Below are 23,738 nucleotides of genomic sequence, written 5' to 3'. Positions count from 1 at the left end.
GCGGGCGGGCCTACGCCTGCGCCGAGCGGGCCTGCTGCATGTGGGCCACGGCCTCGTCGAGGTCGTCGGTGACCAGCAGCAGGTCCAGGTCCTTCGGGCTGATCTTGCCGTCGCCGAGCATCGAGGCGCGCAGCCACTCGACCAGGCCGCCCCAGTACTCGGTGCCGATGAGCGCGATCGGGAACTTGCCGACCTTGCCGGTCTGCTCCAGGGTGAGCGCCTCGAACAGCTCGTCCATGGTCCCGAAGCCGCCCGGCAGGGCGCAGAACCCGCACGAGTACTTCAGGAACATGACCTTGCGGACGAAGAAGTACTTGAAGTCCAGCTCGATGTCCACGAACTCGTTGATGCCCTGCTCGAACGGCAGCTCGATGCCCAGGCCCACGGACTTGACGCCCGCGTCGTAGGCGCCGCGGTTCGCGGCCTCCATCGCGCCGGGGCCGCCGCCGGTGATGACCGAGAACCCGGCCTCGCCGAGCTTGCGGCCCAGGTCCACGCCGAGCTTGTACTCCTCGGAGTCGACCTGGGTGCGCGCCGAGCCGTAGACGCACACGGCGTCGCCGAGGTCGGCCGCTTCGAGCACGTCGAAGCCCTCCACGAACTCGGCCTGGAACTTCATGACCCGCCAGGCGGCGCGCTGCTTCCACTCCTCGCTGTGTTCGAGGTCGAGGAGCCGCTGGTCATCGGTGATTCGGGAGTCTGAAGTCATGGTGCCTCCACATAGGCCCGCAGCGCGTCCGCGCAGGAGCGGATGCGGGGGATCTCGACGCGTTCGTCCTGCTTGTGGGCGAGGTTCGGGTCGCCCGGCCCGAAGTTCACGGCGGGGATGCCGAGGGTCGCGAAGCGCGCCACGTCGGTCCAGCCGAGCTTGGCCCGGAACTCGCCGCCCGCGGCGGCCACGAACTCGGCGGCCTCGGGCCGGTCCAGGCCCGGTCGGCACGACGGGGCCGTGTCCGAGACCTCCACGTCGAACCCCGAGAACACTTCGCGCACATGGGCTTCGGCGGCGGCCTCGTCCCGGTCGGGCGCGAAGCGGAAGTTCACGTCCACCCAGCCCTCGTCGGGGATGACGTTCCCGGCGACCCCGCCGCCGATGAACACCGCGTTCAGGCCCTCGCGGTACACGCACCCGTCCACCTCGACCTCGCGCGCCTCATAGGCGTCGAGCCGCTCCAGGACCGGCCCCAGCCGGTGGATCGCGTTCTCGCCCTTCCACGACCGCGCCGAGTGCGCCCGCTTCCCGCGGGTCGTCACGCGCACCCGCATGGTCCCCTGGCACCCGGCCTCGACGAGGCCGTACGTGGGCTCCAGGAGGATCGCGAAGTCGGCGGCCAGCAGCTCGGGCCTGGACTTCGAGAGCTTGTTGAGGCCGTTGTGCACCGCCTCGATCTCCTCGCAGTCGTAGAACGCGAAGCTCAGGTCGAACCTCGGCTCCTTCACCGTCGCCGCGATCCACAGCGCGAGCGCGGTCCCCGACTTCATGTCCGAGGTCCCCAGCCCCCACATGACGTCCCCTTCGGTGCGCGTGGGGAAGTTGTCGTTCACCGGCACCGTGTCGAGGTGCCCGGCGAGCATGACGCGCCGCCCCCGGCCCAGCTCGGTGCGGGCCACCAGCGTGTTCCCGACCCGCTCGACCGTCAAGTGCTCCAAGCGCTTGAGCGCCGCCTCCACCGCATCGCAGATCGCGGCCTCGTCCCGCGAGACCGACGGGATGTCGCACAGCGCCCGGGTCAGCTCGACGGGGTCGGCGAGGACTGCCTCACTCAAAACTGTCACATCCGCAGACGATACCCGGCGCGTGGATAGGCTCTGAGGATGAGTGAATTCCTGACTGACGCAGCCTGGGGTGTCGGCGTGGCCACGGTCGCCGCCGACGGCACGGTCCTCGACGTGTGGTTCACCCGCCTCGGCCTCGGGGAGGCGCCGACCGGTGTGGCGGCGCCGGAGCTGGACCGGGAGAACCCGACGGGGACGCGCTCGAAGGGCGTGTCGGTACTCGTCAAGTCCCTCGCCGAGGAGCCGGTCGACACCGCCGACGTGTACCTGCGCCTCCACCTCCTCTCGCACCGCTTCGTCACCCCGCACACGGTCAGCCTCGACGGGATCTTCGGGCTCCTGCCGAACAACGCGTGGACGAACCACGGGCCCGTCCCCGCCGACTCGGTGAACGCCGCGCGCCTGAAACTGCGCGGCGAGGGAGGGACGCTCGAAGTGAAGTCCCTCGACAAGTTCCCGCCGATGGCCGACTACGTGACCCCGGTCGGCGTGCGCATCGCCGACGCCTCGCGGGTGCGCCTGGGCGCGCACCTCGCCGAGGGCACCACGGTCATGCACGAGGGCTTCGTGAACTTCAACGCCGGGACGCTCGGCAACTCGATGGTCGAGGGCCGCATCTCCGCGGGCGTGGTCGTCGGCGACGGCTCCGACATCGGCGGCGGCTCCTCGATCATGGGGACGCTCTCGGGCGGCGGCAAGGAGGTCATCTCGATCGGCGAGCGCTGCCTCCTCGGCGCGAACGCCGGCATCGGGATCTCGCTGGGCGACAACTGCGTCGTGGCCGCGGGCTGCTACGTGACCGCCGGCTCCAAGGTCACCCTCCCGGACGGGACCGTGGTCAAGGCCGCGACCCTCTCGGGCAAGGACAACCTCCAGTTCTGGACGAACACGCAGACCGGCGTCCTCGAAGTGCGCCCGCGCACGGGCACGTGGGGCGAGCTCAACGCCGCCCTGCACAGCGCGCAGTAGCGTCCGCGCCTCGGCGCGTAGTACCTGGGTACCGCCCCTCATGCCAGAGCATGAGGGGCGTTTTCGTTCTTCGGACCGACGCGCGGGCCTGCTATTTCGCATAGCTTTATCCGCATGGACTATGTCGGAGAATTCGGCGGCGCGAATCCCACCGCCTCAGGTTTCGTCGTCACCACCACGGAGAACGTCCCGGGCTACGAGGTCCTGGAGACCCACGGCGAGGTCTTCGGGCTCACCGTCCGCTCGCGCAACATGTTCTCCGACATCGGCTCGGGCTTCAAGTCGATCCTCGGCGGCGAGCTCAAGGGCCTCTCCAAGGCCCTCGCCGCCTCCCGCGAGGAGGCCCTCACCCGCATGGTCGACCAGGCGAAGACCCTGGGCGCCAACGGCGTCGTGATGATGCGCTTCGACGTCTCGGACGCCCGCGACATGGGCACCGAGGTCTGCGCCTACGGCACGGCCGTCACCGTCCGCAAGCGCTCCTGACACCGAGACTTTCCTAGGACTGGACTTTATTAAGGAAACCGGGAGAAGAAAAGCGGCGGCGCCGATCCGCGAGGACCGGCGCCGCCGCCCCGTCTCCGGGGACCTTGAGGTCTAGACCGGGCTCAGGCCCAGCGGCTTGCCCGCGAGCGAGACCTTGCGGACCGCGAGCTGGTCGGCGATCGCGCGGATGGCGCGGGACGCCTCGCAGTCGGGGTCGGAGAGCACGAGCGGGATTCCCGCGTCGCCGCCCTCGCGGAGCTTCGGGTCCAGCGGGATCTGGCCGAGCAGCGGCACGTCGGTGCCGACGTCGCGGGTGAGCGCCTCGGCGACGGTCTTGCCGCCGCCGGAGCCGAACGGCTCGATGTGGGAGCCGTCGGGCAGCTCCATCCACGACATGTTCTCGACCACGCCCGCGAGCTTCTGGTGCGTCTGCGTCACGATCGCGCCCGCGCGCTCGGCGACCTCCGCGGCTGCCTGCTGCGGGGTGGTCACGACCACGAGTTCGGCGGTCGGCAGGAGCTGCGCCACCGAGATCGCGATGTCGCCGGTCCCGGGCGGCAGGTCGAGCAGGAGCACGTCGAGGTCGCCCCAGTAGACGTCGGCGAGGAACTGCTGGAGCGCGCGGTGCAGCATCGGGCCGCGCCACACGACCGCGGTGTTCCCGGGCGTGAACATGCCGATCGAGATGACCTTCATGCCGTGCGCCTGCGGGGGCATGATCATGTCCTCGACCTGCGTGGGCGCGCCCTCGACGCCGAGCATCCGCGGGATCGAGTGCCCGTAGATGTCCGCGTCGGCGACGCCGACCGACAGGCCCTTGGCCGCGAGCGCGGCCGCGAGGTTCACGGTCATCGACGACTTGCCGACGCCGCCCTTGCCGGAGGCGATGGCGAACACGCGCGTGCGCGACTCGGGCAGGTTGAACGGGATGACCGGCTCGGCCCCGGCCTTGCCGCGGAGCTTCACCTGGAGGTCGGCGCGCTGCTGCTCGCTCATGACCCCGAATTCGAGTTCGAGCTCGGTGACGCCCTCCACGCCGTCGACGGCGGCGGCGATGTCGCGCTGGAGCGTGTCGCGCATGGGGCAGCCCGCGACGGTGAGGAGGATGGTCAGGGACAGGCGCCCGCCTTCGACCGCGACGGTGTCGACCATCCCCAGCTCGGTGATCGGACGGCGGATCTCGGGGTCGTTGACGTGCGAGAGCGCTTCGTGTACGGCCTCGACGACGGCGGCGTTGTCAGACATGACCCAATCGTAACCACGTGCCCGTCGGCGCCAATGTGAGCGTAGCCTTACCGACCGCTCGTCACCCGGTGCGAGCTATAAGTGCCATATGCTTCCGTTCGCGATCTACGACGTCTTCTCCGACCGCCCGTACGCGGGCAACCAGCTCGCCGTCGTCTACGACGGCCAGGACCTCTCCACCGCCCAGATGCAGGCCGTGGCCAAGGAGTTCGGTTTCTCCGAGACCGTGTTCGTGCTCCCCGCAACCGATCCCGGGGCCGACTACCTCGCCCGGATCTTCACCCCTGCGGAGGAGCTGCCGTTCGCCGGGCACCCCACGATCGGGGCCGCGGTGGCCGCCGCGGCCGCCGGGCGCATCACCCCGAAGGACGGCCGGGTCGTCCAGGAGTGCGGCGCGGGCCTCATGTCCGTCGCCGTCGAAGGGGACGCGGCGAAGCTCACGTCCACGGCGATCGGCGTCGGCCCCGAGCTCGACCGCGGGACCGCCGCGGCGGCCCTCGGCCTGGACCCCGCGCGCATCATCGGCACGCCGAAGAACGCCAGCGCGGGCCTCGACCACAACTTCGTGCGGGTCGCCGAGGAGGACGTGGCCGCGGCGGTGGACGTCCCGGGCCACCTCGACAAGGTGTACGTGTTCAGCTTCGACGCCGACCACGCCGCGGTCCACGCGCGGCTGTTCCACACGGGCGTGGGGGAGGACCCGGCGACCGGTTCGGCCGCGGTGGCGCTGGGCGTGCACCTGGTGGACGCGGGCCTGATCTCAGGGGACGGCGTGCACGCGTACGAGATCGCGCAGGGCGCGGAGATCGGCCGACCGTCGTCGCTGTACGGCGAGGTGGTCGTGGAGGGCGGCGCGGCGGTGTCGGTCTCGGTGTCCGGCTCGGCGGTCAAGACCGCGGAGGGGACGCTGGTGGCGCTGCCGGACTAGCCCGGTACTCCGTCGCCGTGTACCGCTCGGCCCTGAGCCCGTCGGGCCACGGGGCCGGGCGGAGGTCGCCCGACCACAGCTCCTTCGGCCAGCCGCCCTTGCGCAGCAGCGCGGCGACGAACCGGTGCGGCCCGCCCGCGTGCCTCCACACGGCGGGCAGGAACGTGGCGCGGCGGCCTTCGGCGTCTTCGAGGGTGAGCCCGTCCTCGCCGGGCCGCAGCGCGGCCAGGAGCGCCGGGAAGTCCCTCGCCTCTACCGGTTCGGAGGGGCCGAGGACCGCGACGGTGACGGCGAGTCCGGGGACCTCCTCGGGCCGCACGGGCGCCATGCGCGGGTCCCTCGCGGCGAGCCGGGCGTTGCGGACGACGTCGATCCCCAAGGGCCGCAGTGCTACGAGCGTCCCGATGCAGCCGCGCAGCCTCCCGTCGCGCTCCAGGGTCACGAAGGTCGCGGCGCGTTCGGCGAGATCGGGCGGGGCGGCGGTGGAGACGGCGTCTGTGTTGAGGCCAGCAGTGACGGGGGAGTCGGCGACGGAGCCAGCGGCGTCGTGGGCACGGGTGAAGCGAGCGTCGCCGAGGAGGGCGGCGGCGCCGGGCGGGTGCGGGCCGAAGGAGGTCGCGACCGCGCTGCGCGCCAGCGCGGTCAGGACCGGGCCGAGGTTCGGCTCCATCCCCCGATGGTCCCACGCCGTGGGAGGCCGCGGGCCGTCCCCCGCGGTCCGGGCGGCGGGCCCTGTTGCGGCCGTGGCGTTCGGGTCCGGTGGTGCCCTGATGGTGGCGGTTTCGCGCTGTTCGGCCCGGCGGTGGTGCGTTTGGTCGGGGCACCGTGAGAGACTGCCCGCATGAATGAACCGCGACCGAGCCCCGACGCTTTCGTAGACGGCCTCGCCGAGGTGATCGACCTGCCGTCCGCAGGTCAGGGCCCGTTGACCGAGCTCGGGCGGCTCCAGCAGCTCGATTCGCTCGCAGGGAAGATCGCGCTGGTCACCGGTGCCGGTGCGCCCGACGGGATCGGGATGGCGATCGCGACGCGGCTGCGGCTGGCGGGCGCGACGGTCGCGATCGTGTCGACGACCAAGCGCATCCACGAGCGGGCGGGGGAGATCGACGCGGTCGGCTTCGTCGCGGACCTGACCGACGAGGCCGAGGTGGGCGGCCTGGCCGACGCCGTGGTGGACGCGGTCGGCGAGGTGGACATCGTGATCAACAACGCGGGCCTGACGTCGAAGTCGAACCCGGCGGTCGTCAAGCCCGTCGCCCAGCTGTCCTATGAGGACTGGCGCTCGGAGCTGTCGCGGAACCTCGACACGGCGTTCCTGGTGTCGCGGGCCTTCGTGCAGCCCATGGCCGAGCGCGGCTGGGGCCGCATCGTCAACGTCGCCGCCACCGCGGGCGTCGTCAACGCCGTCCCCGCCGAGGCCGCGTACGCCGCCGCCAAAGCCGGGGTCACGGGCCTGACGCGGGCGCTCGCCACGGAGGTCGTCGCCGACGGCGTCACCGTCAACGCCATCGCCCCGGGCCTCATCCGCACCGGCTCCTCCACCGTGCCCGAGCTCCAGCAGGGACTCGACGGCCCGATGGGCCGCCCCGGGACCCCCGAGGAGGTCGCGGCCGCCGCCGTGTTCTTCTGCGCACCTTCGGCCTCCTACGTCACCGGCCAGACGCTCGTGGTCGACGGGGGCCGCTCCCTGCGGGTCTGAGCCGACGCCGACGGGCCGCCGGACGCTTCGACGCCGCCGGGCCCCGCCCGGTTCCCCGGCGTCCGGATCGCCACATTCGCCGCTTTGCGCGCAACTCCGATCGCGCCGCGCTCGTTAGCCTTGCGTGATCACATCGACGGCAACCACGACCCGCACCGAGGGGGCGCTCATGGACGAGGCGTTCGGCGAGACCGGAAGAGAGGCCCGGGGGCGCACTGTCACCGGCCTGGTCCTGCTCCTCGGCGGACTCGTCGGCCTCGCGGCCGCGTTCGACCTCACCTACGAGCGGATCGCCTCGCTCATCGACCCGAACCACGCGATCTCCTGCGACTTCAACCCGGTGCTCTCGTGCGGCACCGTCATGAACACGTGGCAGGCGTCGGTCTTCGGGTTCCCGAACCCGATCATCGGGCTCGCGGCGTTCCCGCTCGTGGTCTTCACGGGCGTCCTGTGGCTCTCGGGGACCGTGCTGCCGCGCTGGATCGCGCTGGCGTTCAACCTCGGGACGCTCGGCGGGCTCGCGTTCGTGTCCTGGCTGATCTTCCAGTCGGTGTACAAGATCGGGGTCCTGTGCCCGTGGTGCATGGCCGTGTGGACGGTGGTCCTGCCGATCTTCTGGTTCACCACGATCCGCAACCTCCGCACCGGCGCTATCCCGGTCGCGGCCGACTGGCGCGACGCCGTGGACGACGTCCTGCGCTTCCACTGGATCGGCTTGGCCCTGCTGTACGCCGCGGTCGTCGCCGTCGTCGGCACGGGCTTCTGGGACTACTGGTCCACGCTGCTCTGAGACGAAAGGCCCGGACGCTCCCGTCCGGGCCTTCCCTTCAGCTCTCTAGGCGATCCTGAGCCCGATTGGCTCCAGCCAGCCGCCCTCGGACAGGAATTCGAGCACCTGCTCCACGCCCTCGCCGACGGTGATCTCGCTCGTGTCGATCTCCAGCTCCGCGTTCGGCGGCGCCTCGTACGGGTCCGAGACCCCCGTGAACTCCGGGATCTGGCCCGCGCGCGCCTTCGCGTACAGCCCCTTGCGGTCGCGCGCCTCGCACACCTCGATCGGCGTCGAGACGTGCACGAGCACGAAGTCCGCGCCCGCGGCCTCGGCCATGCGCCGGGCCTCGGCCCGGTCCGCCTCGTACGGCGCGATCGGGGCGGCCATGCCGATGCCGCCGTGCCGCGCCACCTCGGCCGCGACGAACCCGATCCGGCGCACGTTCACCGACCGGTCCGCGCGCGTGAACCCCAGCCCCGACGACAGGAGCCGGCGCACCACGTCGCCGTCGAACAGCGACACCGTGCGCGTCCCGTCCTCCAGGAGCGCCTCGTGGACGCCCCGCGAGATCGTGGACTTCCCCGAGCCCGACAGGCCCGTGAAGAACAGCACCAGTCCCCGCTGGCGCCGCGGCGGGCGGGCCTTGCGCAGCTCCGCGGCCACGCTCGGCGGCGTGTGCCACTCCGGGAGCCCGAAGCCCCGGTCGAGCATGTCCGCGACCTCGGCCTCGCTCAAGGCGGTGCGCCGGAACGGCGGCTCGATGTCCTCGATCGGCCGCCACTGGCCGTCGCGCGTGTCGTACGCCAGCTCGCGCGGCACCATCGACCGCACGCCGTCGCCCCCGCCGAGCCCGTCGGGCCCGGTCATCAGGTGCGTCGCCCCGTACGCCGCCGCCACCTTCGCCGTCAGCAGGCCGTCGCGGAGGCGGTCGCCGCGCTTGGACAGCGGCACCGTCAGCACCGTGGCCGTCGGCAGCCGGTCCTTCGCCGCGAGCACCGACCGCACCAGCGCCGCCGTCGGCAGCCGCAGCTCCCGGCCGCCGTTCGTCTCGTCCCCGGTCGGGATCATGACCAGCACGTGCGCCGCGAGGTTGTGGGCCGCGCGCGCCAGCTGCGCGAGCTGCGGCCGGTGCAGCGGCCGCTCCGCGACCAGCGCCAGCACCCGCGGCTTCGTGTACGTCGTGCGCGCCTGCTCCGGGGTCGCCCGCAGGCCCGTGAACACCCCGTGCGCCGCGTCCGCTATCCGCCGCACCGGGCCGCCGACCCGCACCATGTCCGGCCCGAGCGCGTCCAGGCTGTGGCACTCCACGGCCGCGACCGGCGCCCCCTCCGGGTCGGTGATGCGAAGCACACGCCGCTTCGGGTCGGGGTTGTCCAGGAGCCGCGCGATCGCGACCGGCACGTCCAAGGTCACCGGCACCGGCCACGCCGTCCCGTCGGGGAGCGTCCCCGTCCTGGTCACCGACCGCGCCTCGGCCTCGCCCATGAACCCCCGCAGCGGCGCGTACGCGCCGTACAGCAGCAGCTCCAGGTCGGCCAGCTCGTGCGGGAGCGGGGTGTGGCTCGGCGCCTCGGCGAGGATCTCGTCGGGCAGTACCCAGTCAGACATCGGCGGTCGGGGTCCCTTCGCAGCGGATCGATCGGGGCGGCTTCGGTATCGGTCGAACCAGGGTATGCCACGGGTCCGTCACAGCCCTCACCCGCTGCGGCCGGGAACGCACCGGACCGTCCCGCATGCCGGACTGAGAAAGTGGCGCGGGCATTACCGGTAAGTTACGCTGACATCGCTCTATAGCACTAGTGCACAGCAGTTCACCGCGGACAAGGACGTCGGCGCGAGCGGCCCCTCAGGGTTTGCCCAGACCAGCAGTGGAGACCTCCATGGACTACTACGACTCCTCCAGCGGAACCGACGACAAGCAGCTCCGCCGCGACATCCGGCGCCTCGGCAACCTCCTCGGCCAGGCGCTCGTCCGCCAGGAGGGGCCCCAGCTGCTCGAACTCGTCGAAGAGGTGCGCGGCCTCGTCCGCCACCAGCCCGAGAACGTGGCCTCCCGCCTCGCGAAGCTCGACGTCACCGAGGAAGTGGACCTCGCCCGCGCGTTCGCCACCTACTTCCACCTCGCGAACATCACCGAGCAGGTCCACCGCGCCCGCGACATGCGCCGCTCCCGCGCCGAGAACGGCGGCTGGCTCTCCCAGGCCCGCGCCGAGATCACCCTCGAAGACGTCCCCGCCGACCAGATCGCGGCCGCCGCCGAGCGCCTCGAAGTCCGCCCCGTCTTCACCGCCCACCCCACCGAGGCCGCCCGCCGGTCCATCCTCATCAAGCTCCGCAACATCGCCGACCTCCTCGACGCCGAGGCCGCCGAGCGCGCCGTCCTCGGCTCCGCCGACGTCGACGCCGTCAACTCCCGCCTCGCCGAGATCATCGACCTCCTCTGGCAGACCGACGAACTGCGCGTCGAGAAGCCCGAGCCCACCGACGAGGCCCGCAACGCGATCTACTACCTCACCGACCTCTACCGCGACGCCGCCGCCCGCGTCCTCACCGACCTCAACGCCACCCTCACCGACCTCGGCGGCTCCCCCCGCCCCGGCACCGCGCCCCTGCGCTTCGGCACCTGGATCGGCGGCGACCGCGACGGCAACCCGTTCGTCACCCCCGAGGTCACCAAGCAGGTCCTGCTCATGCAGCACGAGCACGGCATCGCCGCCGCCGAAGGCGCCGTCGCCGCGCTCATCAACGAGCTCTCCGTCTCCCAGTCGGTGCGGCCCGCGTCCCAGGAGCTCCTCGACTCCGTGGGCGCCGACCTCGACCGCCTCGGCACCGCGATCCCCGCCCGCTACAAGCGCATCCACGCAGAGGAGCCCTACCGGCTCAAGGCCCGCGCCATCGAGGCGAAGCTCGCCAACACCCGCACCCGCCACGCCGAGGGCCTGCCCCACCGCGCCGGGTTCGACTACGCCGACGGCCGCGAACTCCTCGCCGACCTCCAGGTCATGCGCGACTCCCTCGCCCGCCAGCGGGGCCAGCTCCCCGCCAAGGGCGTCCTCGACCGCGTCATCCGCACCGTCGCCGCGTTCGGCCTCCAGCTCGCCACCATGGACGTCCGCGAGCACTCCGAGGCCCACCACGCCGTCCTCGCCGAGCTCTACGACGCCACCGGCGAACTCGACCGGCCCTACGCCGAGCTCACCCCCGAGGAGCGCAGCGACCTCCTCGCCCGCGAGCTCTCCGGCCAGCGCCCCCTCGCGCCCGCGAACGTCGAGCTCACCGACCTCAACCGCAAGACCTTCGACGTCTTCCACGCCGTACGGGACGCCCAGGAGCAGTTCGGCAAGGCCATCGTCGAGTCCTACATCATCTCGATGACCCACGACGCCGGCGACGTCCTCGCCCCCGTGGTCCTCGCCCGCGACGCCGGGCTCGTCGACGTCGCCCGCGGCCGCGCCGACGTCGGCTTCGTGCCCCTCCTCGAAGAGGTCGAGGAGCTCGCCGGCGCCGACGTCCTCCTCGACCGGCTCCTCAGCCTCCCCGCCTACCGCGCGATCGTCGCCGCCCGCGGCAACGTCCAGGAGGTCATGCTCGGCTACTCCGACTCCAACAAGGACGCCGGGATCACCGCCTCCCAGTGGAACATCCAGGCCGCCCAGCGCCAGCTCCGCGACGTCGCCCACAAGCACGGCGTGCGCCTGCGCCTGTTCCACGGCCGCGGCGGCACCATCGGCCGCGGCGGCGGCCCCACCCACGAGGCGATCCTCGCCCAGCCCTCGGGCACCCTCGACGGGGCCATCAAGATCACCGAGCAGGGCGAGGTCCTCTCCGACAAGTACACGCTCCCGGCGCTGGCCCGCGAGAACCTCGAACTGACCGTGGCCGCGTCCCTGAAGGCGACGCTGCTGCACACCGAGCCGCGCCACCAGCCCGAGGTCCTGGCCCGCTGGTTCGACGTCATGGACCAGACCTCCGAGGCCTCCAAGGGCGCCTACCGGGCCCTCACCGGCCGCGACGGGCTCGCCGAGTACTTCTGGGCCGTGAGCCCCACGGAACTCCTGGGCGCGTTGAACATCGGCTCGCGCCCGTCGAAGCGCCCGAACACCGACGCGGGCCTCTCGGGCCTGCGCGCGATCCCGTGGGTGTTCGGCTGGACGCAGTCGCGCCAGATCGTCCCCGGCTGGTACGGCGTGGGCTCGGGCCTCGCGGCCGCCCGCGAGGCGGGCCTCGGCGGCGACATCGCCGAGATGTACGAGAAGTGGCACTTCTTCCGCAACTTCGTGTCGAACGTGGAGATGACGCTCGCCAAGACCGACCTGTCGATCGCGGGCCAGTACGTCTCGACGCTCGTGCCCGAGCGCCTGCGCCCGATCTTCGACGCCATCAAGGACGAGCACGCCGCGACCGTGCGCGAGGTCCTCGCGCTCACCGGCGGGGAGCGCCTCCTCGCCTCCAGCCCGCAGCTCGCCCGCACCCTGGAGGTCCGCGACCGCTACCTGGCGCCGCTGCACCACCTCCAGGTGTCGCTCCTCAAGCGCTACCGCTCCGAGGGCGGCGCCGACGGCGACGTGGACCCGCAGCTCAAGCGCGCGCTCCTCATCACCGTCAACGGCATCGCCGCGGGCCTGCGCAACACCGGCTGATCCGTCGCATTTCGACCATGGCTCCGGGGCGCCGCCCCGGAGCCGTGCTAGTTTCGCGCTTCCACCCGATCGAAGCGCGGAGACCATGGCGAGAAGCTTGCGAGTGAGCGTCCGGAATGCGAAGTTCCAGCAGTGGGAGACCCTGCTGCGCAACCGGACCAAGCGGCACCGGGCCGGGTCGTTCCTGGTCCAGGGCGTCCGGCCCATCACGATGGCCGTCGAGCACGGCTGGACCGTGCAGGAGCTGCTCTACGACGCCGACCGGCCGCGCCTGTCCGCGTGGGCCGAAGGGCTCCTCGACGCCCCGCACACCGAGCGCGCCGCCGTCGCCGCGGACCTCATGGCCGAACTGGGGGACAAGGACGGCGAGGCGCCCGAGCTGCTCGCGCAGGTCGCGATCCCCAAGCGCCGCCTCTCGCAGCTCTCCTCCCGTCCCGGCTGGCTCGGGCTCGTCATCGACCGGCCCTCCGGGCCCGGGAACGTCGGCTCGCTCATCCGCTCCGCCGACGCGTTCGGCGCCGACGCGGTCATCGTGACCGGCCGCAACGCCGCCGACCCCTACGACCCCAAGGCCGTCCGCGCCTCCACCGGGTCGCTGTTCGCCCTCCCGGTCGTCAACGCCGCGTCCGCGCACGAGGTCGTCGAATGGGCCTCGCGCCAGGACCACAAGCCGTCGATCGTCGGCACCGACGAGCGCGGCGAGCGGGCCCTGTCCGCCCACGACCTCACCGGAGCGGTGCTCCTGGTCGTCGGCAACGAGGCCGAGGGCATGTCCAAGGCCTGGCACGAACTCGCCGACGCGGTCGCCCGCATCCCCATGTCCGCCAAGGCCGCCTCGTCGCTGAACGCCGCCAACGCGGGCACGGTCGCCCTCTACGAGACCGCCCGGCAGCGCGCCGAAGCGGAGTAGACGGCAAGCCTGCGACCGGGACTCTCAGTCCGAGCCTTTTGGACCGCGCCTCTCAGACCGCGCCTTTTAAACCGCGCCTTCAAGCGCCTCGGCTTGCGCGTCCTCCGCGAGCTTGCGCTCGTGCTGGTCGGCCGCCTTCGCCCACAGCTCGGCGGTCTCGCCGTCGGTGAGCGTCAGGTTGAACCGTCCCCTCAGGAGCGAGGCGAACGCTTCGGCGTCCTCCACGACCCGCACGGACTTGAAGCCCGGCAGCCGCGGGTCGTACACGGTCAGCGTGCGGGCCCGCAGGACCCACATGTCGTTCTCGCGCGGGTTCTGCACCGCGAGGGTCTTCACGAACGGCGACTCGGGCGAGGTGGACAGCTCCAGGCACCGCTCGGCGAACTCCTCGGGACGCCGTGCGGCGAGCTGGAAGTCGAACGTCAGGTTCGCGACGCGCGGGTCGATCGAGCAGCGCCAGGTGTCGCCGCTGAGGTTCCACACGCCGAAGTTGAACGCGCCGACCCGGTAGCTGCCGTCGCGGACCGGCAGCGGGTCGCGGAACCCCGTCCCGATCCCCGCGTCCGCAAGGTACTGCCGCCCGTCCGCGAACCGCACCACCAGCGGCATGTGGTTCCACCAAGCGCTCTCGCCGTCGATCTCGCGGCGGACCCCGCCGAGGACGCGGCGCACGTCGAAGCCCATGGCCTCCAGCGCCAGCGCCAGGACCCCGTTGTGCTCGTAGCAGTAGCCGCCGCGGCCGCCCTCCACGAGCTTCGCGAAGAGCGCGTCCGGATCGAGGCTGATGGACCGCCCCAACTGGATGTCGAGGTTCTCATAGGGCATCGCGGCGACGTGCGCGCGGTGGACCCGCCTGAGCGCGTGCAGGGTCGGGCGCCGCGGGGCCGTGATGCCCACGCGCTCCAGGTACGCGGCCAGCATCCGTGAGTCGAACACCTCTCGACCATAGCGCGAACCGCCCCCGGCCGGGCCGGTCGTGATCGGACCGGTATGCGAATCCTGTTGCGGCGTCCGGATACTCCTGGGACACCGGGTTTGGTGCCGGTGTGGGATAGTGTCGCCAGCTTCTCGACTGCTCACCGCCGCCCTGAGAACACCGCCCTACCGAACCGCTTCACCGAACCGCCCTACCGAACCGCTTCAAAAGCCTTTTGCCCTGAAGGAGTCCCCCTATGGTCATGGGTCCGACCCACGCCATGTCCGGCGCCGCCCTGTGGCTCGCGGGCTCGGCGATCGCCGACCTCGCGTTCGGCATCGACCAGTCCTCCGCCGAACTGGTCGTCGGCACGATCGTCGCCTCCGGCGCCGCCCTCTACCCCGACATCGACTGCGCCGGCAAGGTCACCGAGAACAAGGGCGGGTCCACTGTGGCCCGCTCGTTCGGCGTCGCCTCCCTGATGGTCGCCGAGGTCGTCGAGCGGCTCTGCTACTGGTTCTACCTGCTCACCAAGTCCAAGAAGGACAAGCCCCGCAAGAACGGCCACCGCACGTTCACGCACACCTTCGTCCACGCCGCGCTCGTCGGCACCGGCACCGGCTACCTCGCGTACTGGTTCGGCAAGCCCGCGGTGGTCGCGATCCTGTTCGTCCTCACCGGTCTCGCCGTACGGGGACTGCTCGCCGAGACCGTCGAGAAGAAGGGGTGGATCGTCGTCACCGGCGTCTCCCTCGTCGCCGCCTACGGCATGTTCCGGCTCCTCCCCGAGGGCCGCGACTACTGGATCCTCGGCCTCGCCATGGGCATCGGCTGCTTCATCCACATCCTCGGCGACATGATCACCAAGATGGGCTCGCCCCTGTTCTTCCCGCTCCCGATCCAGGGGCGGCGCTGGAAGGACATCGGCCTGCCCAAGAACATCGCGCTGCGCGCCGGCGGCAAGGAGGAGAACCGCATCCTCCTGCCGATCCTCACCGTCCTCGTCGTCATCGGCATGCTCTACAACCTGCCGGAGATCCAGTCGCTCCTGTTCGACCAGGGCGGCCGCGGCGCCTCCAACTAGCGCCCCGACCCGCACCGACAATCGCGGGCGCCCCTCGGGACCCCGCGAGGTAGACTCGACCGGTCGCCGGAACAGCCCCCCGTCAGGGCTGTCTCCGGCCATCAGTCGTGCCCGCGATCCGCCGGGCGGCAGCCGTCTCGCACAGGGAGCCCGCGAATGTCCGAAGGCCAGCCGAAGCTCGCGAGCCTGCTCGATGCGGCCGCGGGTGATCCGAAGCTCGCGCGCCTCGCCGAACTGGCCTCCGGGTCCGACCGCCCGGTCGACGTCGTCGCCGTCCCCGGCGCTCGGCCCCTGGCGCTCGCCCAGGCCGCACGCCACGCCGCCGGGCCCGTGCTCGCGATCACCGCGACCTCCCGCGAGGCCGAAGAGCTCGCCGAGTCCCTCGCCTCGTTCATCGCCGAAGCCGACATCGCCTACTACCCGGCCTGGGAGACCCTCCCGCACGAGCGGCTCTCCCCCCGCTCCGACACCGTCGGCGCCCGCCTCGACCTGCTGCACCGCATCCACGCCGGGGACGTGCCGCGCGTCATCGTCACGCCCGTCCGCGGCGCCCTCCAGCCGCAGCTCAAGGGCCTCGGCACCCGCGAACCCGTGCACCTGCGCCGCGGCGACGAGACCGACCTCACCGACCTCGCCGCGCACCTCGTGGACCTCGCGTACGAGCGCGTCGACCTCGTGGAGAAGCGCGGCGAGTTCGCCGTGCGCGGCGGCATCCTCGACGTGTTCCCGCCGACCGCCCAGCATCCGCTCCGCCTGGAGTTCTTCGGCGACGAGGTCGACACCATCCGCGAGTTCTCCGTCGCCGACCAGCGCTCCCTCGACGCCGCCTCCGGCGAGGAGCCCGCCGAGCTGCGCGCCGTCGCCTGCCGCGAACTGCTCCTCACCGAGGAGGTCCGCGAACGCGCCGCCCAGCTCGGTGAGGCGTACCCGGGGCTCGGCGAGATGTGCGCCAAGCTCGCCCAGGGCATCCCCGTCGAAGGCATGGAGTCCCTCCTGCCCTCCCTCGCCGGGCCCGGGAACCTGGAGCTGTTCCAGGAGGTCCTCCCGCGCGACGCGCTCGTCGTCGCCATCGAGCCCGAGCGCATCCGCACCCGCGCGCTCGACCTCGTCGCCACCTCGAACGAGTTCCTCGAAGCGTCCTGGGCCGCCGCCGCGGCCGGAGCCGAAGCGCCCGTGGACCTCAGCCACGGCGACCCCTGGGGAGCCGTAGATCTAGTAGGGTCCGGCACGTTTCACGACCTCGCCGAGGCCCGCACCGCCGCGCTCGCGAAGGGCCAGCGGTGGTGGACGATCTCGCCGTTCGCCGTCGCCCCCGAAGAGGACGCCCTCGGCGACGCTCCCGACGCCGCGTCCGCCGCGGAGCTCGCCGCGATCACCGGCGAGCCCCTCACCTACGGGACCGGCGTCTCGGACGACGGCCTCACCGTGGACCTCGGCTTCGCCGAATCCCCGCGCTACCACGGGAACACGGCCCAGCTCGTGGAGGACATGCGGACCTGGACGCGCGCGGGCCGCGCCGTCGCGGTCGTCTACCCGGCCCTCGGCGGCGCCGAGCGCGCCGCCGAGCAGCTTCGCGCCGAAGGGATCGGCGCGCACCTGGAGTCCGCGCCGGAGGGCTTCGCGCGCGGCGAGGTCGTCGCGTGCGTCGGCACGCTCGCGCTCGGGTTCGCCAGCGACCAGGTCGTCGCCGTCACGGCCGCGGACATCGCGGGCGGCAAGGCCCTCGCGGCCCAGCGGCCCCGCAAAGGCAAGGCCGCCAAGCGCAAAGGCGTGGTCAACCCGCTCGAACTCTCGCCCGGCGACTTCGTGGTCCACGACGCGCACGGCGTCGGCAAGTACGTGGAGATGGTGCGCCGCACCATCGCCGGGGCCGAGCGCGAGTACCTCGTCATCGAGTACGCGCCGTCCAAGCGCGGCCAGGGCGCCGACGTGCTGTTCATGCCGACCGACGCGCTCGACCAGCTCACCCGCTACGTCGGCGGCGAGCAGCCCACCGTCCACAAGCTCGGCGGCGCCGACTGGCAGAAGACCAAGCGCCGCGCCCGCAAGGCCGTCCGCGAGATCGCGGCCGAGCTCATCCAGCTCTACGCAGCCCGCCAGGCCGCGGCGGGCCACGCGTTCAGCCCCGACACGCCGTGGCAGCGCGAGCTCGAAGACGCGTTCCCGTACATCGAGACCCCCGACCAGCTCTCGGCGATCATCGACACCAAGGCCGACATGGAGGCCCGCGTCCCCATGGACCGCCTCGTCATGGGCGACGTCGGCTACGGCAAGACCGAGGTCGCCGTGCGCGCCGCGTTCAAGGCCGTGCAGGACGGCAAGCAGGTCGCCGTCCTCGTCCCGACCACGCTCCTCGCGAGCCAGCACTACGGCACGTTCGTGGAGCGCATGGGTCAGTTCCCGGTGAGGATCAAGCAGCTCTCGCGGTTCCAGTCCGCGCGCGAGGCCGCCGAGATCCAGCGGGGCATCGCCGCGGGCGAGGTGGACATCCTCGTCGGCACGCACCGGCTCCTCCAGGCCGAGACCCGCTTCAAGGACCTCGGGCTCATCATCGTCGACGAGGAGCAGCGGTTCGGCGTGGAGCACAAGGAGAAGCTGAAGGCGCTGCGCACCGCCGTCGACGTGCTCACCATGTCCGCCACGCCGATCCCGCGGACCCTGGAGATGGCCGTGACCGGCATCCGCGAGATGTCGCAGATCTCCACGCCACCCGAGGAGCGCCACCCGGTCCTCACGTACGTGGGCGCGTGGGAGGGCAAGCAGGTCGCCGCCGCGATCCGCCGCGAGCTGCTGCGCGACGGGCAGGCGTTCTACCTGCACAACCGGGTCGAGTCGATCGACCGGGCCGCGACGCGCCTGCGCGAGCTCATCCCCGAGGCCCGCGTGGCGGTCGCCCACGGGAAGATGAGCGAGACGCAGCTTGAGCAGATCATGCAGGGCTTCTGGGAGGGCGAGTACGACGTGCTCGTCTCGACCACGATCATCGAGTCCGGCATCGACATCCCGAACGCGAACACCCTCATCGTCGAGCGCGCCGACCTCCTCGGCCTCTCGCAGCTCCACCAGATCCGCGGCCGCGTCGGGCGCTCGCGCGAGCGCGCGTACGCGTACTTCCTGTACCCGCCGGAGCAGCCGCTGTCGGAGACCGCGCACGAGCGGCTCGCCACGATCGCGCAGCACTCCGAGCTCGGCGCGGGCATGTACGTCGCCATGAAGGACCTGGAGATCCGCGGGGCCGGGAACCTCCTGGGCGCCGAGCAGTCCGGGCACATCGCCGACGTCGGCTTCGACCTGTACCTGCGGATGGTCGGCGAGGCCGTGACGTCCTTCAAGGGCGGCACCGAGGAGCCCCCGCCGCCGGTGAAGGTGGAGCTGCCGCTCGACGCGAACATCCCGTTCGACTACATCGAGGTCGAGCGGCTGCGCCTGGAGATGTACCGCAAGGTCTCCGAGGTCCGCGACGAGGCCGAGCTCGACGAGGTCCGCGAGGAGATGGAGGACCGGTACGGGCCCTCCCCGGAGCAGGTGCTCACCCTGTTCCACCTGGCGCGCTTCCGCCTCCTCGCCCGCCGCCACGGGCTCACCGACATCGCCTTGCAGGGCAAGAACCTCCGGTTCTCCACAGTGGACCTCCCGGACTCGAAGCAGCTGCGCCTCGGCCGCCACTACCCGGACGCCCACTACAAGGCCCCCGCGGGCCTCATCAGCGTCCCGCGGCCCACCACCTCCCGTGTCGGCGGCAAGCCCGTCGAGGGCTTGGCGCTCCTCCAGTGGTGCGCCGACCTCATCACCGACATCGTCCCCGAACCCGCGCCCGCCCCGGCTTGACCTCCTGCGGACCGGGCCTTCTCGAAGTCGAATCCGACCCCTCGCGGACCGGGCCTGTGCGAAGGAGAGCCCGAAGGAGAGCCCGACCCCTCGCGGGTCGGGCTAAGCCTGCTCGAAGTAGAAGCTCTTGATGAAGCAGTCGCGGGGCTGCCCGATCGCGAAGCGGACGCAGTCCACGACCGACCGGGCGCCCAGCGCCTCGCCCGTCCCGCGCGCCTCGTCCCAGCCCGGACCCAGCGGGTCCGCGTCCTCGAAGTCCGGCGGGTACAGCGAGATCACCCGGACCCCGCTGGGCCGCAGGCGCTTCGACAGGACCTCCGCGAACCCGGCCTGCGCCGACTTCGCCGCGTAGAACGCCTCGTGCGCGTCCGACCGGTGGTTCCCGTACTCGCCGCACCCCGACACCATCGTCACGATGTCGGGCCTCGCGCTGCGCAGCAGCAGCGGCAGCACCGCCTTCGTCACCAGCACCGTCCCGGCCGCGCCCGCCGCGATCACCTCCGTGACCTGCTCGTCCGTCGCCTCCAGGAACCCGCCCGCGTCCAGGTACGGCGCGCCGTTGTTGACGAGCACGTCCACCGCGTCCGCGGCCTCGCCGAGCGCTTCGGCGAACTCCCGCACCGACACCGGGTCCGCGAGGTCGCACTCGAACGCGTGCGCCCGCCCGCCGACGCGCCGCACCGCCTGCGCCGTCTCCTCCGCCGCCGCGAACCGCCGCGCCGACACGAACACCTCCGCGCCCTCGCGCCCCAGCGACACCGCCAGCGCCCGCCCGAACCCGCGCCCGCCGCCGGTGACGACCACCCGCAGCCCCGCTCCCAGCCCTGAGAACCCCATCGCGACCTCCCGATCCATCACCACCTCAGTGTCCTCACCCCCGCGGACGCGTCAAGTCCTCGGACCCGGTCCCGGGACCGCCCGGCTGGACGGCCGCCCCGCGCTGTGATTCCATGGGCCCGATGGGAGCACCGATCGCCGAGTTCCGCATCGACGTCCCGCAGGCCGCGCTCGACGACCTGCACGAACGCCTGCGCCTGACGCGCTGGCCCGCCGCGAGCCCTGAACGGGGCTGGGCCAGCGGCGTCCCGGTGCTGTACCTTCGCCGCCTCACCGACCACTGGCTCCACGACTACGACTGGCGCGTCCACGAAGCGGTGCTGAACGCCTTCCCGCAGGGCCTCACCGAGATCCACGGCCAGCGGATCCACTTCCTGCACGTGCGCTCGCCCGAACCCGACGCGCTCCCGCTCGTGGTCACGCACGGCTGGCCCGGCTCGGTAGTCGAGTTCATGAAGGTCCTCGGGCCCCTCGCCGATCCGCGCGCTCACGGCGGCGACCCCGCCGACGCGTTCCACGTCGTCGCCCCGTCCCTGCCCGGATTCGGGTTCTCCACGCCGCTGTCGGCCCCCGACTGGGACCACGCCCGGATCGCCGCCGCCTGGCTCGAACTGATGGACCGGCTCGGCTACGACCGGTTCGGCGCGCACGGCGGGGACACCGGCTCGAAGGTCGCCCCGGCGCTGGGGCGCCTCGCGCCCGACCGCGTCGCGGGCGTCCACATCAACGGCGGCCTCGAACTCCCGCCGCCCGGCGACCCCGCCCTCACGTCCCTCGGCGCCGCCGACCTCGCCCGCCTCGACGCGGTGCGGGAACTGGTGCGCCACGGCACCGGCTACGCCGACCTCCAGTCCACCAAGCCGCAGACGATCGCATACGCGCTCAACGACTCCCCGGTCGGGCAACTCGCGTGGATCGCCGACAAGTTCCACGACTGGACCGACCCGGCCGCGCGCCTGCCCGAACACGCCGTCGACGTGGACCAGCTCCTCACCAACGTGACCCTCTACTGGCTCACCGGGACCGGCGCGAGCTCCGCCCACCAGTACCGGGCCGTGCGCGACGAGCCCCCGGCCCCCTACTCTCGCGTGCCCACCGGCGTCGCTGTCTTCCCCACCGACCCGGCCGTGCGCGTCCTCCTCGAACGTGCGCACCACATCGTCCACTGGTCCGAGTTCGACCGCGGCGGCCACTTCGCGGCAATGGAGGCCCCCGACCTCCTCGTGCAGGACCTGCGCGAATGCTTCCGCCCCCTGCGCGCGGCGGCGCCCCGTGCCGCACAATGAGCCCATGGGCACTCCGACCGAGCCGCGGCCGCTGACCGTGCGGCTGCTCATGGGGCTGCTCGTGCTCTCCTGGATCGACTTCATGGCCGTGCTCGTCCCCGAGTACTTCGCGTGCGGCCCGCACGACGCGCAATGCGGGCGCATGGGGTACACGAGCCCGGCGTTCCTGACCGTGCTCGTCGTCGCCGCGTCGCTGCTCCTGCTGTACGCCTTCGGGATCTGGCACCGGCGCGCGTGGGCCTGGTTCCTCGCGGTCGTCACCACCGGCGTCCCCGCGATGGTCCTCCTGGCCGACGCCGAGGCGTGGCTCTCGGCGCCGCCGCTCGAAAAACTCGCGGGCGTCCTCGACCTCGCCTGCCTCGGTGCGCTCGTCTCGCCCCCCGTGTGGCGCTGGGCCGGGCCGCGGGCCCGCGACCGGGGAAACTAGTTCCCCACCAGCGGCTTCGCGGACGTACCCTGGAGGCAGCCCAGTGTTTGGAGCCGCCCGTGCACCACTCCTACTCTTCAGGCCCCGCACCGCTCTACGACAAGCCGCATTCGGTCGACCTCTCCCAGGTCATGATGGTGTTCCAGTACTTCATGCTGGTCAGCGTCAGCCTCGGCCTCGGGCCGCGCCTGCTGCGCTGGGTCGAGTCCCGCACCGCCGACGTCCCCGGCGTCTCCGAACTGGAGCAGACACTGCCCGTCGGCACGTCCTTCCCCATCGCGATCGTCCTGCCGCTCATCGCGCTGCTCACGATCCCGTACGCCGCCATCGTGTTCCAGCTCGGCCGCGGCCGCCGCTGGGCCCGCGCGTTCGCGGTGGCCTTCGCGATCGGGAACACCGCGATCGGCATCGTCGGCGTCTGGCGGACCTACGGCGACATCACCGCGCTCGTCATCTCCCCGATCTGGATCGTCATGGGGCTGTGCGTGCTCGGCGGCCTCGCCTCCCGCAGCGGCCGCCAGTGGTTCACGCAGGGCGGGTGGGCGCCCTGGTACGCCCGGTACGAGATGGACCAGCTCGAACACCGCCGCTCCGGACGCCGCCGCGTCCCCGCCGGCGACGAGGACAGCGCCGACTGAGACGCACTGCACACCCCGCTCCCGCCCGAACCTGTCATGGAACCGGCCGCCGCCCCGTTCAAAGGGCGAACACCACCGGACAGGAGTGAGACCATGCAGCACCACCAGCACCGCATCATCGTCCTCGGCGCCGGATACGCCGGGACCTGGGCCGCGGGCGCCCTCGCGCGCCGCCTGCACCCCGCCGACACCGCGATCACCGTCGTCAACGCCGAACCCGACTTCGTCGAGCGCCTCCGCCTCCACCAGGTCGCCGCCGGGCAGGACCTGCCCCGCCGCGACCTCGCCGACCTCTTCTCCCGCACCGGCGTCCGCTTCCGCCGCGCCCGCGTCGAGGCCCTCGACCCCGACGCGAAGACCGTCTCCCTCGCCGACGACTCCTCCGGCACCGGCGACACCCTCGCCTACGACACGCTCCTGTACGCCCTCGGCTCCACCGCCGCCGCGCAGGTCCCCGGCGCCGAGCACGCCCACCACGTCGCGTCCCGGCCCGCCGCCCTGCGCCTGCGGCAGCGCCTCGACGAGCTGGACGGCGGCATCGTCCTCGTCGTCGGCGGCAACCTCACCGCGATCGAGGCCGCCACCGAGATCGCCGAGTCCCGGCCCAGTCTTCGCGTCGTCCTCGCCACCGCAGGGGAACTCGGCGGCTGGATCGGCCCCAGGGGCCGCGCGCACCTCCTGCGCGCCTTCGACCGCCTCGGCATCGCCGTCCACGAGCACGCCGGCATCACCGAGACCACCGCCACCGGCGCCCGCGCCGCCGACGGCCGCGACTTCGCCGCCGACGCCGTCGTCTGGGCCGCCGGATTCGCCGTCCACCCGATCGCCGCCGCGAGCGGCCTCGCCGTCCGCGACAACGGCCAGATCCTCGTCGACCGCCAGATGCGCTCGGTCTCCCACCCCGGCGTCTACGCCGCGGGCGACGCCGCGTTCACCCTCGCCGAGGACGGCGAGCCGCTCCCGATGTCATGCGCCTCAGCGGGATTCACCGCCATGCAGGCCACCAGCGCGATCGTCGGCGACCTCACCGGCGCCCGCACCGGCCGCACCTCGCTCATGTACTACGGCAACCACATCAGCCTCGGCCGCCGCGACGCCGTCTTCCAGGCCCTCGCCCTCGGCTCCCGCGACACCACCTGGTCCCTGCGCGGCCGCACCGCCGCCCGCCTCAAGAACGCCATCCTCAAGGGCGCCGCGTTCGGCGTCGCCCACCCGACCTACGGCCTGCCCGTCCGCAGGCAACGCCTCACTCCGGCGCCGTCGCGCCGCGGCGAGGCCGTCCCGGCCTAGAGTCGGA

General features: G+C 72.3%; 20 protein-coding genes. 13 read left to right on the top strand and 7 right to left on the bottom strand.

All coding sequences use genetic code 11. From position 1 onward, the window contains the following. Nucleotides 1-10 precede the first annotated feature (10 nt). Both ACFFXY_RS21120 and dapE read right to left on the bottom strand, forming a co-directional pair. Entirely contained in the window at nucleotides 11-709 is a 699-nt protein-coding gene (locus ACFFXY_RS21120; protein ID WP_382355152.1) for an LOG family protein, read from the bottom strand. Next, a complete protein-coding gene (dapE, locus tag ACFFXY_RS21115) occupies nucleotides 706-1,776 on the bottom strand; it encodes a succinyl-diaminopimelate desuccinylase (protein WP_382355149.1) in 1,071 nt (356 codons plus the stop codon). The genes ACFFXY_RS21120 and dapE overlap by 4 nt, the downstream gene beginning before the upstream one ends. 39 nt (nucleotides 1,777-1,815) lie before the next feature. Between dapE and ACFFXY_RS21110 the strand changes: the two genes are divergently transcribed. Further along, entirely contained in the window at nucleotides 1,816-2,745 is a 930-nt protein-coding gene (locus ACFFXY_RS21110) for a DapH/DapD/GlmU-related protein (RefSeq protein WP_382355146.1), read from the top strand. 114 nt (nucleotides 2,746-2,859) lie between these two features. Next, nucleotides 2,860-3,231: a YbjQ family protein gene (locus ACFFXY_RS21105; RefSeq protein WP_382355143.1), complete on the top strand. Its 372-nt coding sequence runs from the start codon at nucleotides 2,860-2,862 to the stop codon at nucleotides 3,229-3,231. Between the two features lie 111 nt (nucleotides 3,232-3,342). On the opposite strand, the gene ACFFXY_RS21100 is transcribed toward ACFFXY_RS21105, so the two are convergent. Then, nucleotides 3,343-4,476, bottom strand: coding sequence for an Mrp/NBP35 family ATP-binding protein (locus ACFFXY_RS21100; protein WP_382355140.1), 1,134 nt, complete (start codon nucleotides 4,474-4,476; stop codon nucleotides 3,343-3,345). Nucleotides 4,477-4,564: 88 nt separating this feature from the next. Here ACFFXY_RS21100 and ACFFXY_RS21095 point away from each other — a divergent pair, with 88 nt between their 5' ends. Beyond that, on the top strand, nucleotides 4,565-5,404 hold the full coding sequence (locus ACFFXY_RS21095) for a PhzF family protein (protein ID WP_382355138.1): 840 nt from the start codon (nucleotides 4,565-4,567) through the stop codon (nucleotides 5,402-5,404). Here the strand turns inward: ACFFXY_RS21095 and amrA are convergent. Then, nucleotides 5,364-6,074: an AmmeMemoRadiSam system protein A gene (gene amrA, locus ACFFXY_RS21090; protein WP_382355136.1), complete on the bottom strand. Its 711-nt coding sequence runs from the start codon at nucleotides 6,072-6,074 to the stop codon at nucleotides 5,364-5,366. The genes ACFFXY_RS21095 and amrA overlap by 41 nt on opposite strands. Nucleotides 6,075-6,245: 171 nt before the next feature. Here amrA and ACFFXY_RS21085 point away from each other — a divergent pair, with 171 nt between their 5' ends. Beyond that, on the top strand, nucleotides 6,246-7,103 hold the full coding sequence (locus ACFFXY_RS21085) for an SDR family NAD(P)-dependent oxidoreductase (protein WP_382355133.1): 858 nt from the start codon (nucleotides 6,246-6,248) through the stop codon (nucleotides 7,101-7,103). Between the two features lie 124 nt (nucleotides 7,104-7,227). Continuing rightward, nucleotides 7,228-7,893 carry a vitamin K epoxide reductase family protein gene (locus tag ACFFXY_RS21080; RefSeq protein WP_382355130.1) on the top strand — a complete coding sequence of 222 codons (666 nt, stop codon included), beginning with the start codon at nucleotides 7,228-7,230 and terminating at the stop codon, nucleotides 7,891-7,893. 45 nt (nucleotides 7,894-7,938) lie between these two features. Here the strand turns inward: ACFFXY_RS21080 and cysC are convergent, their stop codons facing one another. After that, the gene (gene cysC, locus ACFFXY_RS21075) at nucleotides 7,939-9,483 is read right to left on the bottom strand and encodes an adenylyl-sulfate kinase (RefSeq protein WP_382355128.1); all 1,545 of its coding nucleotides are present in this window, start codon (nucleotides 9,481-9,483) and stop codon (nucleotides 7,939-7,941) included. A 272-nt stretch (nucleotides 9,484-9,755) separates the two neighbouring features. Between cysC and ppc the strand changes: the two genes are divergently transcribed. Both ppc and ACFFXY_RS21065 read left to right on the top strand, forming a co-directional pair. Beyond that, on the top strand, nucleotides 9,756-12,515 hold the full coding sequence (gene ppc, locus ACFFXY_RS21070) for a phosphoenolpyruvate carboxylase (RefSeq protein ID WP_382355125.1): 2,760 nt from the start codon (nucleotides 9,756-9,758) through the stop codon (nucleotides 12,513-12,515). A gap of 85 nt (nucleotides 12,516-12,600) precedes the next feature. Beyond that, nucleotides 12,601-13,425 carry a TrmH family RNA methyltransferase gene (locus ACFFXY_RS21065; protein WP_382355122.1) on the top strand — a complete coding sequence of 275 codons (825 nt, stop codon included), beginning with the start codon at nucleotides 12,601-12,603 and terminating at the stop codon, nucleotides 13,423-13,425. Between the two features lie 66 nt (nucleotides 13,426-13,491). On the opposite strand, the gene ACFFXY_RS21060 is transcribed toward ACFFXY_RS21065, so the two are convergent. Then, on the bottom strand, nucleotides 13,492-14,361 hold the full coding sequence (locus ACFFXY_RS21060; protein WP_382355120.1) for an arylamine N-acetyltransferase family protein: 870 nt from the start codon (nucleotides 14,359-14,361) through the stop codon (nucleotides 13,492-13,494). Between the two features lie 236 nt (nucleotides 14,362-14,597). On the opposite strand from ACFFXY_RS21060, the gene ACFFXY_RS21055 reads away from it, so the two are divergent. After that, entirely contained in the window at nucleotides 14,598-15,425 is an 828-nt protein-coding gene (locus ACFFXY_RS21055; RefSeq protein ID WP_382355117.1) for a metal-dependent hydrolase, read from the top strand. Nucleotides 15,426-15,581: 156 nt separating this feature from the next. Further along, nucleotides 15,582-19,253: a transcription-repair coupling factor gene (mfd, locus tag ACFFXY_RS21050; RefSeq protein ID WP_382355114.1), complete on the top strand. Its 3,672-nt coding sequence runs from the start codon at nucleotides 15,582-15,584 to the stop codon at nucleotides 19,251-19,253. Nucleotides 19,254-19,355: 102 nt separating this feature from the next. Here mfd and ACFFXY_RS21045 read toward each other — a convergent pair whose 3' ends face one another. Next, a complete protein-coding gene (locus ACFFXY_RS21045) occupies nucleotides 19,356-20,108 on the bottom strand; it encodes an SDR family oxidoreductase (protein ID WP_382355570.1) in 753 nt (250 codons plus the stop codon). A gap of 104 nt (nucleotides 20,109-20,212) precedes the next feature. Here ACFFXY_RS21045 and ACFFXY_RS21040 point away from each other — a divergent pair, with 104 nt between their 5' ends. The 4 genes from ACFFXY_RS21040 to ACFFXY_RS21025 all read left to right on the top strand — a co-directional run bounded on the left by ACFFXY_RS21040 (nucleotide 20,213) and on the right by ACFFXY_RS21025 (nucleotide 23,731). Next, nucleotides 20,213-21,376 carry an epoxide hydrolase family protein gene (locus ACFFXY_RS21040; protein WP_382355112.1) on the top strand — a complete coding sequence of 388 codons (1,164 nt, stop codon included), beginning with the start codon at nucleotides 20,213-20,215 and terminating at the stop codon, nucleotides 21,374-21,376. A 4-nt stretch (nucleotides 21,377-21,380) separates the two neighbouring features. After that, on the top strand, nucleotides 21,381-21,803 hold the full coding sequence (locus ACFFXY_RS21035; RefSeq protein ID WP_382355110.1) for a hypothetical protein: 423 nt from the start codon (nucleotides 21,381-21,383) through the stop codon (nucleotides 21,801-21,803). Nucleotides 21,804-21,862: 59 nt separating this feature from the next. Further along, the gene (locus ACFFXY_RS21030; RefSeq protein ID WP_382355107.1) at nucleotides 21,863-22,441 is read left to right on the top strand and encodes a hypothetical protein; all 579 of its coding nucleotides are present in this window, start codon (nucleotides 21,863-21,865) and stop codon (nucleotides 22,439-22,441) included. A 93-nt stretch (nucleotides 22,442-22,534) separates the two neighbouring features. Beyond that, nucleotides 22,535-23,731, top strand: coding sequence for an NAD(P)/FAD-dependent oxidoreductase (locus ACFFXY_RS21025; RefSeq protein WP_382355105.1), 1,197 nt, complete (start codon nucleotides 22,535-22,537; stop codon nucleotides 23,729-23,731). Nucleotides 23,732-23,738: the final 7 nt, after the last annotated feature.

Source organism: Glycomyces mayteni, assembly GCF_042428885.1.
In the GTDB taxonomy this organism is placed as follows: Bacteria; Actinomycetota; Actinomycetes; order Mycobacteriales; family Micromonosporaceae; genus Glycomyces; species Glycomyces mayteni.
The sequence above is the reverse complement of the archived record's forward strand: the minus strand, read 5'-3'. Positions and strand labels throughout refer to the sequence as shown.